Source organism: Emticicia aquatica, from assembly GCF_923079645.1.
Lineage (GTDB): Bacteria > Bacteroidota > Bacteroidia > Cytophagales > Spirosomataceae > Emticicia > Emticicia aquatica.
In genome coordinates this window covers 11,724-29,727 of sequence record NZ_CAKLPY010000009.1, presented here as the reverse complement: position 1 = coordinate 29,727, position 18,004 = coordinate 11,724, and the positions used below count along the sequence as shown (strand labels likewise).

Below are 18,004 nucleotides of genomic sequence, written 5' to 3'. Positions count from 1 at the left end.
AAACGACCTTGATCAATGTTTCGTTTAGCATTCCGACCGGAATTCTGACCTCAGGAACGGATTATTTATATGTTCGGACGAAAGATGAGTTAGGAAAATGGAGTGAAGTGTTGATGAAACAATTGGACAATTTACCCAATTTAACGCCATCAATTGTTAAAGCAGAGTATTTTTTAGATACTGACCCTGGTTTTGGGAATGGAATAAATATTCCGATAACTGCTGGGCAAACAACGCTTTCAGGAGTGAATTTTAACTTAAATTATGGAAGTTTATCAAACGGATTGCATTCACTTTGGGTGCGTTCAAAAGATGAAAAAGGCAAGTGGAGTATTGTTGCTAATCAAAAGATTATGAAGGTAACGCCACATATTCTAGCCAATGCTACACCAAATCCTGTGTGTGCTGGATCAGCGATTTCGGTTAGTTTTAATACAAATATTGTTGGCACATTTACCTACGAAGCATTTATCTCTAATTCGGCAGGTTCATTTACAAATAAAATCTCATTAGGTAATATTTCTAGCAGTGCATCGTCTAGTACAATCTTTGGTACGATTCCAGACTTTATTGCCAAAAGTGATACATATAAAATAAGGGTAGAATCATCAAATGGTATTACAGGAATTGAATCAGACTATATCATTGTTAAAGAATGTATCAACGATTGCAACCAAGTGATTACATTAGTTAGCCCTAATGACAATTACCTTAATCAAACAATTACTAAAACAAGTAATGAAAGTATTACGGCTACAAATATTGTTGCTGGCACTTCTAAAGTAACCTATAAATCAAATAAATTCATCTTATTGGATGCTCAAAATGGAGCTGGTTTTACAGTCGAAAATGGTGCTGTTTTCAAAGCTGAAATTGGTGGTTGTCAATAGTGCCCTACTATATTTAGTAGTACCCCTCAATCAAGATGTTTCCTAGTTTTGGTTTTAAATCTCATTAAAAATCATGAAAAAAATCATCCTTTTCATTCTAGCAATAAGTGTTTTTTCAAAAATTAATGCACAAAGTATTACGTTAGATCCAAACGGTGCGTCTTCACAGAGCATTATCAATGCAAGTACAACTAACCAAGGGGTGCTTTTTCCATCAATGAACTCGTTACAAAGAACAAGTATTGTAAGTCCTGTAAATGGTTTATTGGTTTATGATACTGATACAAATGGCTTTTGGTATAGTCAAAATGGTGTTTGGACAGAACTTCCGAAAGTCAGTTTGTGGAGTGTTAATGGTGTGGCTGGAAACGAAATTAGAAATACAAATAATGGCGGTTTTTGGTCTAGCAATGCTGGTATTGTGCCTTACTTGGCCACTGATATTACTAATCCACCTACATCTCCAACTATTGGATTAGGAACTCGATTGATGTGGATTCCTTCTCGTAGTGCTTTTCGTTGTGGAACTGTAAACGGAGATGCGTGGGATGCAAATAATGTTGGGCTACATTCATTTGCTTCGGGTTATAATTCTAGGGCAAGTGGTCTTGGAAATATTGCTTTTGGCACAAATGCCATCTCAGATGGAACTTCAAATACAATTGCTTTTGGAGAAAATACACAAGCAACTGGGAATAATGGTCTTGCAATGGGCTATGGAGCAAGAGTTAATTCCCAATATGGCATAGCTATTGGAAATACTGCTTTGGCAGATGGAAGTTCCAACACCATTGCTATCGGTCAAAATACTAATGCAGTAGGAACAAATGGTGTTGCTATTGGTACGGGTACAAATGCTAATTCGTATTATTCGATAGCGATGGGATATAACAATTTGCCCATCGCATCGAATGCTACCTCTTGGGTAAGTACAGACCCATTATTGTATATCGGAAATGGACAGACTTCAGGAACACAAAGCAACGCCCTTGTAATTCAAAAAAATGGTGTAATTAATATTGGAACTACTCCAAACGCATCTACTTCATTTAAACTAAAAGTTGGCGGAAGTATTTCAGCAAGTTTAACCGTTCAGGCTAATAATTTAAGAGCAACAAGTTTGAGTGGAACAACAGAAAGGCATGTTTGTACAGACGCAAATGGAAATTTGATTGAATGTGCATCGCAGAATTCATATTATAATGTTTCAGCGTTGGGTTTTCATCCAGTACTATCTAATACTACACCAAGCACAACATTTGTTCGAAATGTGGATAGAGCCTTGATTTCTTTCGCCAATAATACCAAAACTGCGGATGCCTACGCTTTTGCACCAGTTGAATTACCAGATGGTGTTACAGTAACAAAATTGACAATGAATTATCTGCAAAATACAGGTGGAAGCATGATTTTGACTTTTTACAGTGTCGAGAAACTAACCAATGCTGTTGGAACAGTTGAAGGTACAATTACCAGTATTGCTGGAACTGGAATATTAGAAAAAACACTAACACTAGACAAACCTGCTGCCATCGACAATAGTAAATATTACTACTATCTGAAACTAATTGCAGGCTCAAGTTGGCAAGGGACAGATATGGCAATGAGAGGAGTTATTTTTGCATATACAAAATAAAAAAAGCCATGAAAATGATAAAGGTTAGTAAAAAAATAATTGAACCCCATGAAATATTATACCTAGAATCAAGGGGAAACTATACCATGTTTTATTTGCTCGATAATAAAACTGAAATGAGTTCTTTTACACTTCAAATTTTTGAGGAAAAACTAAAAGATTATAATTTTTATCGAGTGAACCGCAGCCAAATTATCAATTTCTCCGAAATCAAACTTTTTGATTCTACTTGTGAACAACTCAATATTTTTCTGAAAAATGGACTTCAGTTTTCGGTTTCACGCCGTCGTCGTAAATTATTTGAAAATCATCAAAGCTTATTTGTGAGCTAGATTTTAAAGTATTTAACATTAAAGATTAACGTTTGAAAAAGTATCTATGAGAAAAAAATTAAGCGTTTATCGATTATTTTTATTGTTGGTTTTGAGTTTTAACTCATTCGAGGCTTTTTCAACTACTGATTCCACGATTTTTGCAGAAGATAGTATTAGGTATTTTCTTGACAATGGCATTATTCGTGTGGGTTTTGATAAGCGAATGGGCGGGGTTGTAAGCTATTTTGAGCGGAAAACAAATGGAATAAACCTCATCAATAACCACGATGCGGGCAGGCAAGCAGGTTTTGAAACCCGAATATACCCAGATATGCCAGCAACTTGGCGGCCTTTTCCGAATGCTAAATATTTATCAGAAGTTTATCTAAATGCAGGCGGAGCGTCTCGTGAGTGGAATGGCCTTCCACAAGGAAGTTTCTACAATCAAAATTTTAAAAACTTAAGTCATTTAGGCGGAATTCCAGAAAAAATAAATTTTGATGCTAAAACAGGCGTATTGTATGTTAAATCAAAATTGTGGGAGTGGGGTTTTGTAAATCAAACGAGTCTCAATTATGAAAAGATTGATGCTGGGGCATACAACGAATATTGGATAAGTTTAACAGGTTTTGCAGCAAATTTTACAGTAAAACAAGTACGAAATATTCCTTATTTTGTGAGTAATACAAATACGGGTGTTTCACTTCATTTGTTTGTAAACATCAATTATCCTTTTGCAGTCAAATGGCAAACGTATAATGCATCTAATCCATTCAATAATGAAGGTATTCTTTCAAGAACAAATTTTGAACGAAATACGCCTGATAACGATAGTTTTTGGTCAAAGTCAACAGAAAATTGGGTTGCGATGACCAATCAAAATGATTTTGGAATGGGAATCTATACACGAGATAATCGTTTTAGTTTTTTATATGCCGAAAGGCAAGTCAATGTGGCTTGTACCGAACCAGTTTTAAATTGTCCTGATGAGCAAAGGTATTCTTTCGGTACTTTTTCATTCAGCACCTATGGTTTTCCTTGTGGTGAGCCTTGCACAACTCACAATAGTTCTACTACATTAAATTTTAGTTTAATTGCAGGCAATGTTTCGGAAATTAGAGCATTTGCTTACCAAAAACAAACAAATCCATGTGATAATATTATTGCTTTAAGTAGTAAAAATGATGATATTGACATGAACTCAATCGTAAAATCTAAAATTTTGATTGATGCCAATAATCAAATTTCGAGTGCAGCTACTATCTATCAAACTGGGAAAACGATTTTATTGAATCCTGGTTTTAAAGTCTCCAATGGTGCTGTTTTTAGTACTCAAATTTCTGCAAATCCATGTGAATAAATAATCGTTGATTAATATCTGTTTTTACGAAGATTTTTTTGTAAAATTGTATTTACAATTATTCTTCAAAAACCTGTATTCTGCCCTATGAATCGCCTATTTGTTACGGTTTTATGTAGTTTCTTTTTGCTACCTTTTTTTGTGTTTTCCCAGAAAAAAACAGCCAATAAAAGTACCCCTGTTGCACCTAAACTACCCGAAGTTTTTGATGAATATATTCAAAAATCTTTACCTACCTGGAAAACGCCAGGGCTATCGGTTGTAGTTGTGAAAGATGGAAATATCGTGTTAAATAAAGCTTATGGTGTTCAGAATATTTTGGATAAAACGCCTTACACAACCGCTACTTTATCGACTTGTGCTTCTACAACTAAAGCCATGACCGCTATTTGTATGGCAATTTTGGTAGATGAAGGAAAAGTAAAATGGAGCGACGTCGTTTCTGATATTCTTCCCGAATTCAAACTCTCTAGTCCCTATGTTACGGCCGAAATAACAATTAAAGATTTATTTACTCACAATACAGGTCTTGGAAATGCAGATTTGCTTTGGGTTTTAGGCTATTCCAGAGCAGAAATTTTGCAGCGAATGCAAGCCATCCCGCTGTCATATTCGCTTAGAGCTTCTTATACATATCAAAATTTAATGTACATGGTAGCTGGAGAAGTTATCAAAAAGATTACTGGAAAAACATGGGATGATTTTGTTACTGAGCGGCTTTTTAAGCCAATCGGAATGACAAATACTTATGCAGATTACTCGAAAATACCGTTAACCGCTGCAAAAACAACGCCTCATTATGAAGATAAAGACAACCAAAATGCAGTCAGAACGATTGATTATTTGACTGACGACAATGTTGGGGCGGCAGGTGGCGTTTGGTCATGTGCCGATGACATGAGTAAATGGTTGCAGTTTTTGCAGGATAGCACAAAAACCAATGGGTCTCGTTTGTTAAAAGCTGAAACTTTTGCCGAATTATTTAAACCGCAAGCCCTCGTTCCACCGAACAGTTTTTATCCAACAATGCAACTAACAAAACCACATTGGACAAGCTACGGGCTAGGCTGGTTTCAACATGATTATCGTGGAAAAATGGTTCAATTTCATACAGGAAGTTTGGATGGCTTAGTTTCGATTGCTGGAATGATTCCAGAAGAACGCATTGCTGTTTATGTTTTTGGTAATTTAGACCATACCGAAATTCGTCACGCTCTCATGTATAAAGCTTTCGATTTGTGGACTTTTAATGACTTTAATAATGATTGGAGCAACGATTTCTACAAATTATATAAAGGTCTTAATGATAATGCAGATAAAAAAGAACAGGAACAATTGGCCAAACGAGTACTAAATACGCAACCGTCTCTAAGTTTGCCATTTTACACAGGTAAATATGTAAATAAAGTTTACGGAAATGCTGAAGTTGAACTAATCAATGAAAAGCTAACGCTTACATTACCCAATAAATTTATTTATACTTTGCAACATTGGAATTTTGATACTTTTATGGGCAGCAGCGTCAATTGGTGGTGGGGAAAAAGTACTTTTCAGTTTTCGCTAGATAGTGAAGGAAATGCATCAAGTTTATCAATGGATGGAATTGTGTATATTAAAGAAAAAACCAAATAAAATGACAGGATTTTGCCAATGAAAATACCTAAACTCAAAGTATGCAAAATCTTTTACACAAATAGCAAATAAACATTTGGATAATAAAAGGGAAATAATTGCATGAATGATAAAATTATAGTAAAAAAAGGTGGATGTTTCCCTACAACTACACAAATATTACTTTTAAAAGCGGCACTTTTCGAGCCGAATGAAGCTATTCAATATTGGCATCAATGGGTTTTAGTAAATGATTATATAGAAATTGATTATAATAGCCCTGATTTTCTTCCTAATTTTTTTGACCCACTTGATGTTGGCTCAATGAATATAATGCCATTGGCTTATAAAAATTTAGGTGATTTCACTGAACCAGTGATACAACGTTTGAAAGGCCATTATCGAAAAAATTGGTTTGATAATACTCGTTTACAAAATCATACAAAACAATTTATTGAAATTTTAAATGATAATAATATTGAACATATACTGATTGGTGTATTGCCAATAGCCTTAAATTTTTACGCTGATATTAGTGCACGTACAATACCGAATGTAAGTGTTTTGATTCAACCCCAGCATAAAAAAAATGTAATTGAAATTTTTACAAATCCACCTTTTAGTTATAGAATATCTCCTTTGGAGCAAGCAACATTTAATAATTTAAATGCTGTACATTTGTACGCTCCTAGTGGCCTTTGTGTTCATTTGCATTGGAATATTTTCCAAGAATGTGCCAATATGAATGAAATTGACACCATTTTTTGGCAAAAAAAACAGGCATTTTTATTGTTGGAAACCTCATCGAAAATGCTTTCAATTACACATCAGTTTTTTTTAAGCCTTGTTGCAGGACGTTCTTATGAAGCTATTCCTCCATTTATTTGGGTTGCCGATTGTTATCAAATTTTCCATTCAAAACAAACTCAAATTAATTGGGATGAATTAATCTCATTAGCAATTAGGTATAAATTTGTATTGTTTACACGCGAAGCCTTACTTTTATTGAAAAACGAGTTTAAAATTAGCATCCCTGATAGTTGCCTAAATAAATTTGATTCGATAGAAACTAGCGAATTAGAGTTAAAGTACTATCAGTCAATTAGGAAAGGAGTTGATAGAAATGATTCTTTGTATATTTCTAAAAAAATACGCAATCATGCTCGAAAAAAATATTACATGTTTCAAGTTTACCGTAGAAATATAGAAAATAGACCTTTTTTGATTTGGTATTTTATGTTAACTTTTAAAAGTTTATGGAGCAGACTGAAAAATTAAAATGACATATAATATCCTAATCATTAGCCTACTAACTTTTCTAATTCATTTTGTAGGAACAATTGCTTATGCAGTTAGAATTGTTGGCATTCGTACAGGAAAAAATGCTATCTCTTGGGCAATGTTTAATATTATTTCCTTATTTGCAAGAGTTGCTACAACTTTCCAAGCACCGTTATTAGCCAAAACTATTGAAAATAATATTCATTTGGGGAAAGTAAATGATGTATCAGATTTTAGGATTATTATTTTTGCTGCAACTTTGGCCACTTGTGTAGGTGCTTTTGCGATTCCTACAGCTCATAGATTTCTTCAAAAAGGAGTTGAAAGTTTATATCATCACCAATCGATGACTAAAGTAATATGGAAGATTTTTAGACTAAAAACTTTTTTCCACTTTTGGAAAAGTCTTACATGGCCAAAGCTTTCAAACTTATCATTTTTCTTAAAATACCGTGATATTCCGCTCAAAATTATGTTTTTACAAGCTATTGTGAATGCAGTTTTAACGGTGAGCGTTTTGTCATGCCTTTATGCGGGTTATTTGAACCCTAGTTTACGCTCCACAACAGCATCAATGACTGGTGTTGCTAACTCGGTTGCGGTTATTTTATCGTTGGTTTTTTTGGACCCAAATATGGCAATTTTGACGGATAGAGTACTTGCTGGGAAAAAAACACAAGCATATTTTAGAAAATATTTCGTTTTTGTAGTTTTCTCTCGTTTAATTGGAACAATACTCGGGCAATTATTATTGATTCCGATTGCACATTTTGTGATATATATTGCTGAAAATCTTTATGTTTAACTTAATTAGGTGAGTTTTTAAACTTTCTTGCATAAGTTAAAATTGTAATATCATAAGGCGTGTTTTCGCCTCTTTTAAATTCTTTTTGTGCAATAATATCAAATACCGTTTCATCAAAAATTGGAAAAAAAGTATCTCCTTCAAAATTTTCATGGACAATAGTTAAGAAAATTTTATCGGCAAAAGGAAGAGCTAAACGGAATATTTCTTCGCCACCAAGTACAAAAACTTCATCATCATTTACGCATTTTTTGAATGCAGTAGCAAGACTATCAGCTACTTCAAAACCATTGTCAACTTGATAGTCTTTTTGACGAGTGATTACAAAGTTGCCAACGTCAGACCAAATTCGATGTGGGTTATCGTAGCTTTTTCTACCCATAATCATTCTTTTTCCTTGTGTGACTAACTTCAAATTATCCCAATCCGCAGGTATTGGAGTCCATGGTAAAGCATTATTTAAACCAATTGCTCGATTTTGACTCATCGCAGCAATGAGAGAAATGATAGGTTTTTTGTTCATTCTAGTATGTTTTATGCAAAAATAAGCTAATATTTGGCTTTGTTAAGGAATTCTTAACAATTTGATAACATTGAAATTTTAATTGATTAATTAAAAATACTCAATTTTGTGTCAAAATTACAAACACCAATATAATCAATTAAGTACTAACTAAACCTCAAATCTTATGTTTGGCTTAGAAACCGACATTTTCTTGTTACTGTCATTCTGTCTTTTAGCTGCTTGTGCCTTTGAATTTATCAATGGTTTTCATGATACCGCTAATGCTGTTGCAACCGTAATTTATACTAATTCACTCAAACCAACCCAAGCAGTAGTTTGGTCAGGTCTTATCAACTTTGTAGGAGTTGTTACAGGTGGAGTAGGAGTTGGTATGAGTATTGTAAATTTACTTCCTGTAGAATTGTTGATTGACCAAAATGTTTACCATAGCATTGCGATGGTTTTGGCACTTTTGTTTAGTGCTATTATCTGGAACTTCGGAACTTGGTATTTTGGTATTCCCGCATCAAGTTCTCATACTTTGATTGGTGCAATTTTGGGTGTTGGACTAGGATACGCTTTACTTCCAGATAATAAAATGGGAATTGCGGCTGTAAACTGGGATAAAGCAAAAGAAATATTTTCAGCTCTTTTCTTATCTCCAATGGTAGGTTTTGCTATGGCGGTATTTTTGATGTTTGCTCTCCGTAGATTATTGAGTAAATCAATCAGAAAACAAGTTTTTGATGAACCAAATAAAGACGAAGCCCCACCTTTTTGGATTCGTGCTATATTGATAACTACTTGTACATTAGTTAGTTTTTTCCACGGTCGTAATGACGGACAAAAAGGAATTGGTCTAGTAATGTTAATATTGATTGGGATTTTACCAACATATTTTGCTATCAATAAAACTATTGATTTTAAAACACTCAAGCCAGAATTAGAAACAATTTCTAAGCAAATTGCTTTGATTGACACGTTACACGCTTCGACAGCAGAAAAAGAAAAAATTGCAAAAGTTAATTCGAGCATTGCTTTTCTAAATGACGTAGCAGATAGCAGTAAAGTAGATAAAACTAACGCTTTAGATATTCGTAAAGCACTTTTAACTATCAGTAGCAATACCAAAAAATTAGTTGAGGATGATGAAATCGTTTTGAGCGATAACAGCAAATTGATCCTCAAAAATATTGCTACAAAAGAAGAAAAAGGAATTCGTAAATTTACTGACCATGCACCAATGTGGGTGATTTTAATGATTTCATTATCACTCGGTTTGGGTACAATGATTGGTTGGAAACGTATCGTGGTAACTGTTGGTGAAAAAATCGGTAAATCACACCTTACTTATGCCCAAGGTGCTTCAGCCGAATTAGTTGCTGCAACTACAATCGGTTTGGCGTCTTGGTTCAAACTTCCAGTGAGTACAACTCATGCCCTGTCTTCGGGTATCGCAGGTACAATGGTTGCCAGCAAAGGTATTAAAAACTTACAAGCAGGAACTATAAAAAATATCCTCTTAGCTTGGGTTTTAACCTTGCCTGTAGCAATAATTCTTTCGGCTTCACTATTTGTTTTCTTCCGTTGGTTATTATAATCAATAGAAAATAATACTATATAATTTTAGATTCAATAGATGATATTGGTGATGTTTTACACACTAGTATCATCTATATATATACTTGTTTTTCAAAAAAAAAGTATATACTTGTTATTAAATATATACTTACGATTTTAAATCGTATTACCAAAACACCAATATGAAAATCTTCTCAAAAACACTCTTTACAAGAGGGGTGATGCTTGCTATCTTTTTATTTAGCTTCTCTTTTACTTATGGACAACAAAAAGGCTCTTTAATGGAGTTTGATACAACAACAGTTAAAAAACTTCTTTCGACGCTTAAAAAATATGAATACGTTGGTATTAGCGGTTATATTCAACCCCAATATCAAATGATTCAGTCTGAAGGTGCAAAAAATTTTAATGGAGGCGATTTTCAGCCTAATGCCAATAATCGTTTCATGCTCCGTAGAGGTAGAATTAGATTCGATTACGCACGATTTGATAAAAATAATATGCCACAAATTAACTTTGTTTTTCAGTTTGATGGAACTGAAAGAGGGGTGGTTATTAGAGATTTTTGGGGACGAATCTATGAAAGTAAATTGAATATGTTTTCACTTACAACAGGTATGTTTGCTCGTCCATTTGGCTTTGAAGTAAATTATGGCTCTGCTGACCGTGAATCTTTGGAACGTGGGCGTATGTCGCAGATATTAATGAAAATTGAGCGTGATATGGGCGTAATGGCAACTTTTGAAACCCGTACAAAAAAATCTTTTGTGAAATATTTGAAGTGGGATATTGGAGTTTTTAATGGACAAGGACTAAATGCGACTGCTGATTTTGACAATCACAAAGACTTAATTACAAGGTTTTCTATGAAACCTTACAAAATTTCACCCAAAATTATTGTAAGTGGTAGTATTTCAGGACTTTTTGGAGGAATGGAACAATTTACTAATAATATCTATAAAATGTCAGGCAATAATGCCTTTACACTTGATTCATCAGCGAGTAATGTAGGTAAAATTGCTCCAAGAACGTATTATGGAGCTGATTTTCAATTAAAAATTCCTAACAAAGTTGGACAAACAGAGTTGAGAGCAGAGTACATCAATGGTATTCAGACTGCAACTCAAACAACGTCAGAAACACCTGCTGTTATCCCAACTTCAAACGGAAAGAATGCACCATTGTATATTCGGAATTTTGATGGAGCATATTTTTACTTCTTACAACATTTAGGTAGCAAAAAACATCAGTTCGTAGCAAAATACGATTGGTACGACCCTAATAAAAAAGTTAAAGGTAACGAAATAGGGAAAGGCTTTTCTGCAGCCGATGTTCGTTTCAATACATTAGGCTTAGGCTACGTAATATATCCAAACGATAACTTGAAAGTTACTTTTTGGTACGAAATGCCTAAAAATGAGAAGACTAGTTTGGCAGATTATACAACCGATTTGAAAGATAATAGCCTCACTTGTAGAATACAATATCGTTTCTGATATTAATTATAACAATATTTTTCTTTGAAAATCCTGCCTAGTTTTTAGCAGGATTTTTTTATAAGCAAATTTTTAATGTTTTATAAAAAATGAAATAGTTTTTCATAAATTTGTACAATTAAATATTATGCAAGCATACTACTATGGAAACCTACGGAAAAATATTGACTATTGCCATGCCTGCTTTTTTGGCTTTAGTTCTACTTGAAAAAGCTTATGGTTGGTTCGTGAAAAAAGATGAATTCAAAGCAATGGATATGATTTCGAGCTTGACTTCAGGCTATACCAATTCAGTAAAAGATGTTCTAGGATTAAGTATTTCAATTCTTTCTTACGAATGGATGGTAATACATTGGACAGTTTATAAGGTCGAATCGACAGTTTGGGTGTATATCATTGCTTTTGTATCTTTAGATTTAACGGGTTATTTGGTACACCGAATGGCTCATTCGATTAATTTTTTCTGGAATAAACATGCCATTCACCACAGCAGTGAAGAGTTCAATTTGGCTTGTGCTTTACGTCAAAGTATTTCATCATTTGTGAGTCTTTTTACAATTTTTCTATTACCAGCAGCCTTATTGGGAGTAGAGCCTAAAGTAATTGCGATTGTTGCTCCGTTACATCTTTTTGCTCAATTTTGGTACCACACGGTTTATATTGGGAAAATGGGAATTCTCGAAAAAATCATTGTTACGCCTTCACATCACCGAGTGCATCATGCAATCAATCCAGAATACCTAGATAAAAATCATGGTCAAATTTTTATTATTTGGGATAAACTTTTTGGTACATTTCAGGAAGAATTGCCAAATGTTCCTCCTGTTTATGGTATTACTCGTCCAGCTAACACTTGGAATCCGATAAAAATTAATTTTCAGCATTTGTGGTTACTAATAAAAGATGCTTTCTATGCCCAAAGTTGGAAAGATAAATTTAGAATTTGGTTTATGCCAACGGGTTGGCGACCAGCCGATGTAGCAGTACATTTTCCAGATAAAAAAATTGAAAATCCATATAATTTTGAGAAATATGCTCCAAAAAGCTCTCAAAACTTACTTATTTGGATATGGTTTCAATTCCTTTTCACTTTTATTTTGCTCTTTCATCTTTTCGGAAACATTGCCAAAATCGGGATGCCAAATATCTTTATTTATGGGGGCTTTATTTATTTATTGGTATTTAGTTATACCGAACTAATGGATAGAAATAGATTTGCTATTTTATGGGAAATAATTAAAAATATACTTGGTTTTGCCTTAATTTACTCAATGGGCGATTGGTTTGGAAGTAGCCAACTTTATACCTGGGCTACCTCAGCCATGATGATTTATTTTGTGCTTTCAACAATCATAACAGCTTATTTTGTGTGGTTTGAGATTCGTAAAGATAAGCCAGTTGTAGAGATGAAATACTAAAAAAGTGACAATTGGGTAATCAGTTTTTATTGAAAATAGATTACCCAATTGGCTTTTGGATTTAATTTTATCCAAATAAAGTTTTATGTCCAAATTCGTAACCTTGCTTGATAATTTCTTTAATATCTTTTGTTGAAAACTCCGTCAATTCAATTTGTAAAGGTTCTTTCGGACGAATTACAGTGAGTTTAACCTTTTTTGTAAGACTAAATGGCCCAATACTCGCATAGTTTTCTGCATAATTTTCTGCCCACTCAATATCGCTGTTTTCAAATTGATTAACCGTAATGTCTTTGATTCGTTCAATAAGACTAAAAAAACTGCGATAATTGAATTGTTCTAATGGCTTATTTTTTGGGTGAGTTGCCACACAAAAAATTTCCGTTGCTCCATCTTCAATTGCTTTTCTTAGTGGTACAACCTCACGCAAACCACCATCCATATACGCTTTTCGGTGGTCACCACCAATTTGAATAGCTGGCATAATAAAAGGCAATGAACTACTCGCTCGGAGATAATCTAAGAAATGTTGTTCTAAAGGGTCTGTATAGTGCATTTCTCCTGTATTAATATTTACTGCACCTACTTTTAATTTTACTGGACTTTTACGCATTGTGGTTACATCCAAGTATTTTTTTAATTTTTCATGGAGCGGATTTGTATCAATTAGACCATCGAATCTGCTTAAAAGCGTATCAATTCCAAGTGAGAATTTCGATTTTAATACACCAATATCCGAAGGTTGAGTGATATTTTCGAGCCAAAATTGTAAAAGCTTTTTGTTCACCAAATCCCAATTAATTGAACCAGTTTCAAGGAATTGTCGGCCAGCCTCATTGACCATAAATGAGCCATTTAATGCTCCCGCCGATATTCCATAAATCATTTCTGGTTTAAAACCTGTATCCAAAATAGCATGAATAACGCCTACTTGCCAAGCCCCTTTTAGTGAGCCTCCACCCAAAACTAATGCCCTCATTATTAAAAGTGTTTTTTTTCGTTCAATTATACGATGAAATTCCTTATTTTTGAAAAAAAGTTTTTAAAATCATACCTTTGATTTTCAAAACTTTATTCTTTTTAAATGTGTTTGTAAACTGATTAGTCCATCAAATTAGTTTATTTTTGATAATAAATTTTTGTCAGAAATTGCTATTATCCAAGAAAATATTGAACAAAAGTATTAAAAAAAACATATTTTCTGCTAATCTACCCAATAAGTCAGAAATCAGTCGTAAAATTGCACCTTTAGAGCAAAACTATATTTTGCTCATTTCTTCATGTCATTAGATATTAATAAAATACAAGCTCCAATCGAGCAAGATTTGGAAATTTTCGAGAAGAAATTTCGCCAGTCAATGAAGACTGACGTGATGCTCCTTGACCAAATCATGAAGTATATCATTCATCGGAAAGGTAAACAAATTCGTCCGATGTTTGTGTTTTTAACCGCAGGAACTATCGGTCAAATCAATGAAGCAACTTATCGTGGAGCGGCTCTAATTGAACTCCTACATACCGCCACTCTAGTACATGATGATGTAGTTGATGATTCGAATTATCGTCGTGGTTTTTTCTCAATAAAAGCCCTTTGGAAAAATAAAATTGCCGTTTTGGTAGGTGACTATTTATTGTCACGTGGACTTTTGTTGAGCGTTGATAATGGAGATTTTGATTTACTTAAAATAGTTTCTACAGCAGTAAAAGAATTGAGTGAAGGGGAATTATTGCAAATCGAAAAAGCTCGAAAATTAGATATTACCGAAGAAGTTTATTACGATGTAATTCGACAAAAAACAGCTTCTTTAATTGCATCATGCTGTGCGGTAGGTGCAGCTTCAGTGGGGGCAAATGCTGAAATTGTGGCTAAAGCTAAACTTTTGGGCGAAAAAATAGGTATGGCTTTTCAGATAAAAGATGACCTTTTTGATTATGGAGATGAAGAAATCGGTAAACCAACAGGAATCGACATCAAAGAAAAGAAAATGACTTTACCATTGATTTACGCCTTAAATAAAGCTGCTTGGGCCGAAAAAAGAAATATTATAAATCTTATCAAAAACCATTCTGAAAACCCTAAAAAAGTGACAGAAGTGATAGATTTTGTAAAAAAATCTGGTGGAATTCAATATACCACCGAAGTAATGAAACGCTTTGTTAATGAAGCCAACGAAATCCTCTTTACTTTTCCCGACTCTGCTTTCCGTCAATCATTGCATGACTTAGTTTTGTTTTCTATTGAACGAACTAAATAAATTGAAATTTTTGAATTTATTATCTATATGATTTAAATTGTATTTGCAGTTTCAATTATAAAAATTGTAAATATTGTATAGTTTGTTTGTTTTAAATAATTCATACAGATTGAAACATTTGGTTATGTTAAATATATTATAAATATTATAGTTTCAATAAAAAATGAAAACAATAATTTCTTTCTTGATAATGAGTATAGTAATTAATGTTTCTTTTGCACAGGATTCAATTAAAAAAATTGATGAAGATAGAATAATTGCGTTTTTATCCAAATTACCAACGTCAATTAAAGTATCAATGTCGGTTGAAAATACCGATGGGAAATCGTTTTTTGAACATCGAGCAGATGTGCGAGTGCCTTCGGCGAGTGTTATTAAAATACCGATTTTAATGGCAATAATGGAAAAAGTAGCTAAAAATGAAGTCAATTTGGATAAACTTCACACGTTAACAACTGCAGAAAAAACTGGCGGTTCGGGTGTTTTGATGAATTTTGCAGAAGGAAAGCAATTGACAATTAGAGCAATTGCCCAAGAAATGATTCGGACGAGTGATAATACAGCAACGAATATTTTGATTAAAGAAATCGGAATGGATTTTATTAACCAAAATTTAGCAAAGTTAAATATTACCAAAACGCATCTCAATCGAATAATGATGGATACGGAGGCCGTCAAACAAGGACGAGAAAACTACGTTAACACACATGAAATTAATACTTTATTACGATTGATTTTCAACAAAAAAGTAGCTACTCCACAACTTTGCGACGAAATGTTGGAAATGCTTAAAAGCTGCGAGGATACAACTACAATACCTCGAAATTTACCCCAAAACCTTATAATTGCTCATAAAACTGGTACTTTAGATTATATTAGAGGCGATGCTGGTATTGTTTACACCAATAAACCTTTTATTATTTCAATCTTTGTTGAAGGTTTTCAAGAAATTTCTTCTGCCGAACAAATCATCGGTGATATCGCCAAAATTAGTTGGGAAAGTTTAAAGTAATTGTTGACTACAAAATTGGTTTTGTTAGTTTTTGTTTTTCAATCGAGTTAGCATGCAGGATTTCCAAATTATATTATTTAATTTGTGACACATTCAATCTTATATAAAAAATGGCTAATCTGAATACTAAACTAAATAAAACAAATACCTACGATGCTATCGTTATTGGCTCTGGAATGAGTGGCGGTTGGGCTGCCAAAGAGCTATCGGAGAAAGGTTTAAAAACCCTTGTTCTTGAAAAAGGCCGCATGGTCAACCACGTGGAGGATTATCCTACGATGATGATGGAGCATTGGGATTTTGAACATCGAGGTAGCTTGACTGACGAAGACCGTAAAAAGCATCATATTCAAGTCAGAAGCGGCTTCGTAGGAGAATCAACGAAACATTTCTTTACTAATGATTTAGACAATCCATATCAAGAAACGAAGCAGTTTGACTGGATTCGTGGGAATCATGTAGGTGGTCGCTCAATTACATGGGGAAAACACACTTACCGTTGGAGTAATTATGATTTTGAAGCAAATCTTCGTGAAGGAATTGCAATTGACTGGCCTATTCGTTACAAAGATATTGCTCCTTGGTACACTTATGTTGAAAAATTTGTTGGCGTAAGTGGCGAAAAATTAGGTTTGGATCATTTGCCAGACGGTGAATTTTTGCCACCAATTCCGCTCAATTGTTTGGAAGACCATTTCAAACAACAAATGAAAAGCAAATTTAAAAACCGAATTGTAACACCAGGAAGAGTTGCACATTTGACTCAACCAACCGAACTACATTTGGCTTTGGGAAGAGGAAAATGCCAAAACCGAAATCGTTGTTCGAGAGGGTGTCCTTACGGAGCTTATTTTAGTAGTAATGCGGCTACTTTGCCAGCAGCTAATAATACAGGAAATTTTGTAATCAGACCAAATTCGATAGTTAAAGAAATCATTTTTGATGAAACCTTGAAACGGGCAACAGGTGTTAGAGTGATTGATTCGGAAACGAATGATGTGTTTGAATATAAAGCCAAAATTATTTTTTCATGTGCATCAACTTTGGCTACAACCCAAATTTTGTTGAATTCAAAATCTAATCGTTATCCAAATGGTTTAGGAAACGATAGTGGAGAGTTAGGGCATAATCTAATGGACCATCATTATCATGTTGGGGCAATGGGTGATTTTGATGCATTGGAAGACCAATATTATAAAGGTCGAAAACCAGCAGGATTATTTATTCCAAAATATGTAAATATCGACGAGAAATCAAAAAATCCAAACTTTTTACGTGGATACGATTATCAAGGAGCAGGTGCTGGAAGGGCAGGTTGGGGTAGAGGTAGCGACGAACACGCCATTGGAGCTGATTTTAAAGAATCGCTTTATAAACCAGGTGGTTGGAATATGGGATTGATGGGCTTTGGTGAAGTTTTACCTTATCATGAAAATAAAGTAACGCTTCATAGTTCAAAAATGGATAAATGGGGAATTCCACAATTAGTATTTGATGCAGAAATCAAAGACAACGAATTGAAAATGAGAAAGCAAATCATGGCTGATGCCGCCGAAATGCTCGAAGTTTCTGGTTTTAAGAACATCCGAACTTTTGATAATGCTGGCGGATTAGGTGTTGGCGTTCATGAAATGGGAACGGCTCGAATGGGAAATGACCCAAAAACTTCAGTATTGAATGGCAATAATCAAGTTCACGGCGTAAATAATTTATTTGTAACTGATGGTGCTTGTATGACTTCGTCGAACTGCGTGAATCCTTCAATTACTTATATGGCTTTGACTGCTCGAGCAGCAGATTTTGCAGTTTCGGAGTTGAACAAGAAAAATCTTTAATTCAA

15 protein-coding genes are annotated in these 18,004 nt (G+C 34.0%); 13 read left to right on the top strand and 2 right to left on the bottom strand.

Going from position 1 to position 18,004, the window contains the following annotated elements; all coding sequences use genetic code 11:
- The 7 genes from MJQ71_RS20465 to MJQ71_RS20435 form a co-directional block, all read left to right on the top strand.
- On the top strand, positions 1-890 hold an 890-nt coding region (locus MJQ71_RS20465; RefSeq protein ID WP_238808809.1), incomplete at its 5' end, for a 3-coathanger stack domain-containing protein.
- 73 nt (positions 891-963) lie between these two features.
- Complete coding sequence (locus tag MJQ71_RS20460; protein ID WP_238808808.1) at positions 964-2,526, top strand: phage tail-like protein; 1,563 nt, start codon at positions 964-966, stop codon at positions 2,524-2,526.
- A gap of 8 nt (positions 2,527-2,534) precedes the next feature.
- The gene (locus MJQ71_RS20455; protein WP_310587553.1) at positions 2,535-2,858 is read left to right on the top strand and encodes a LytR/AlgR family response regulator transcription factor; all 324 of its coding nucleotides are present in this window, start codon (positions 2,535-2,537) and stop codon (positions 2,856-2,858) included.
- Positions 2,859-2,904: 46 nt separating this feature from the next.
- A complete protein-coding gene (locus MJQ71_RS20450) occupies positions 2,905-4,200 on the top strand; it encodes a 3-coathanger stack domain-containing protein (protein WP_238808806.1) in 1,296 nt (431 codons plus the stop codon).
- A gap of 87 nt (positions 4,201-4,287) precedes the next feature.
- Positions 4,288-5,832 carry a serine hydrolase gene (locus tag MJQ71_RS20445; protein ID WP_238808805.1) on the top strand — a complete coding sequence of 515 codons (1,545 nt, stop codon included), beginning with the start codon at positions 4,288-4,290 and terminating at the stop codon, positions 5,830-5,832.
- A 102-nt stretch (positions 5,833-5,934) separates the two neighbouring features.
- Entirely contained in the window at positions 5,935-7,089 is a 1,155-nt protein-coding gene (locus MJQ71_RS20440) for a nucleotidyltransferase family protein (RefSeq protein ID WP_238808804.1), read from the top strand.
- 1 nt (position 7,090) lies between these two features.
- Positions 7,091-7,897 (top strand): lipid II flippase family protein, encoded by an 807-nt coding sequence (locus MJQ71_RS20435; RefSeq protein ID WP_238808803.1) that lies wholly within the window; start codon positions 7,091-7,093, stop codon positions 7,895-7,897.
- A gap of 1 nt (position 7,898) precedes the next feature.
- On the opposite strand, the gene MJQ71_RS20430 is transcribed toward MJQ71_RS20435, so the two are convergent.
- Positions 7,899-8,420, bottom strand: coding sequence for a dihydrofolate reductase (locus MJQ71_RS20430; protein ID WP_238808802.1), 522 nt, complete (start codon positions 8,418-8,420; stop codon positions 7,899-7,901).
- A 166-nt stretch (positions 8,421-8,586) separates the two neighbouring features.
- On the opposite strand from MJQ71_RS20430, the gene MJQ71_RS20425 reads away from it, so the two are divergent.
- The 3 genes from MJQ71_RS20425 to MJQ71_RS20415 all read left to right on the top strand — a co-directional run bounded on the left by MJQ71_RS20425 (position 8,587) and on the right by MJQ71_RS20415 (position 12,897).
- The gene (locus MJQ71_RS20425; RefSeq protein WP_238808801.1) at positions 8,587-10,002 is read left to right on the top strand and encodes an inorganic phosphate transporter; all 1,416 of its coding nucleotides are present in this window, start codon (positions 8,587-8,589) and stop codon (positions 10,000-10,002) included.
- A gap of 163 nt (positions 10,003-10,165) precedes the next feature.
- Positions 10,166-11,479, top strand: coding sequence for a putative porin (locus MJQ71_RS20420; protein ID WP_238808800.1), 1,314 nt, complete (start codon positions 10,166-10,168; stop codon positions 11,477-11,479).
- Between the two features lie 143 nt (positions 11,480-11,622).
- A complete protein-coding gene (locus tag MJQ71_RS20415; RefSeq protein WP_238808799.1) occupies positions 11,623-12,897 on the top strand; it encodes a sterol desaturase family protein in 1,275 nt (424 codons plus the stop codon).
- A gap of 67 nt (positions 12,898-12,964) precedes the next feature.
- Here MJQ71_RS20415 and MJQ71_RS20410 read toward each other — a convergent pair whose 3' ends face one another.
- A complete protein-coding gene (locus tag MJQ71_RS20410; RefSeq protein WP_238808798.1) occupies positions 12,965-13,876 on the bottom strand; it encodes a patatin-like phospholipase family protein in 912 nt (303 codons plus the stop codon).
- Between the two features lie 301 nt (positions 13,877-14,177).
- On the opposite strand from MJQ71_RS20410, the gene MJQ71_RS20405 reads away from it, so the two are divergent.
- From MJQ71_RS20405 to MJQ71_RS20395, 3 genes are all read left to right on the top strand, one after another.
- Positions 14,178-15,152, top strand: coding sequence for a polyprenyl synthetase family protein (locus MJQ71_RS20405; protein WP_238808797.1), 975 nt, complete (start codon positions 14,178-14,180; stop codon positions 15,150-15,152).
- 163 nt (positions 15,153-15,315) lie between these two features.
- On the top strand, positions 15,316-16,164 hold the full coding sequence (locus MJQ71_RS20400; protein WP_238808796.1) for a serine hydrolase: 849 nt from the start codon (positions 15,316-15,318) through the stop codon (positions 16,162-16,164).
- Between the two features lie 110 nt (positions 16,165-16,274).
- A complete protein-coding gene (locus tag MJQ71_RS20395; protein ID WP_238808795.1) occupies positions 16,275-17,999 on the top strand; it encodes a GMC oxidoreductase in 1,725 nt (574 codons plus the stop codon).
- Positions 18,000-18,004 lie beyond the last annotated feature (5 nt).

Coding starts and splice junctions, on each gene's coding strand:
- MJQ71_RS20450 (WP_238808806.1), top strand. CDS start 2,905: ATGAGAAAAAAATTAAGCGTTTATCGATTATTTTTATTGTTGGTTTTG.
- MJQ71_RS20415 (WP_238808799.1), top strand. CDS start 11,623: ATGGAAACCTACGGAAAAATATTGACTATTGCCATGCCTGCTTTTTTG.
- MJQ71_RS20445 (WP_238808805.1), top strand. CDS start 4,288: ATGAATCGCCTATTTGTTACGGTTTTATGTAGTTTCTTTTTGCTACCT.
- MJQ71_RS20395 (WP_238808795.1), top strand. CDS start 16,275: ATGGCTAATCTGAATACTAAACTAAATAAAACAAATACCTACGATGCT.
- MJQ71_RS20455 (WP_310587553.1), top strand. CDS start 2,535: ATGAAAATGATAAAGGTTAGTAAAAAAATAATTGAACCCCATGAAATA.
- MJQ71_RS20460 (WP_238808808.1), top strand. CDS start 964: ATGAAAAAAATCATCCTTTTCATTCTAGCAATAAGTGTTTTTTCAAAA.
- MJQ71_RS20420 (WP_238808800.1), top strand. CDS start 10,166: ATGAAAATCTTCTCAAAAACACTCTTTACAAGAGGGGTGATGCTTGCT.
- MJQ71_RS20440 (WP_238808804.1), top strand. CDS start 5,935: ATGAATGATAAAATTATAGTAAAAAAAGGTGGATGTTTCCCTACAACT.
- MJQ71_RS20425 (WP_238808801.1), top strand. CDS start 8,587: ATGTTTGGCTTAGAAACCGACATTTTCTTGTTACTGTCATTCTGTCTT.
- MJQ71_RS20430 (WP_238808802.1), bottom strand. CDS start 8,420: ATGAACAAAAAACCTATCATTTCTCTCATTGCTGCGATGAGTCAAAAT.
- MJQ71_RS20400 (WP_238808796.1), top strand. CDS start 15,316: ATGAAAACAATAATTTCTTTCTTGATAATGAGTATAGTAATTAATGTT.
- MJQ71_RS20405 (WP_238808797.1), top strand. CDS start 14,178: ATGTCATTAGATATTAATAAAATACAAGCTCCAATCGAGCAAGATTTG.
- MJQ71_RS20435 (WP_238808803.1), top strand. CDS start 7,091: ATGACATATAATATCCTAATCATTAGCCTACTAACTTTTCTAATTCAT.
- MJQ71_RS20410 (WP_238808798.1), bottom strand. CDS start 13,876: ATGAGGGCATTAGTTTTGGGTGGAGGCTCACTAAAAGGGGCTTGGCAA.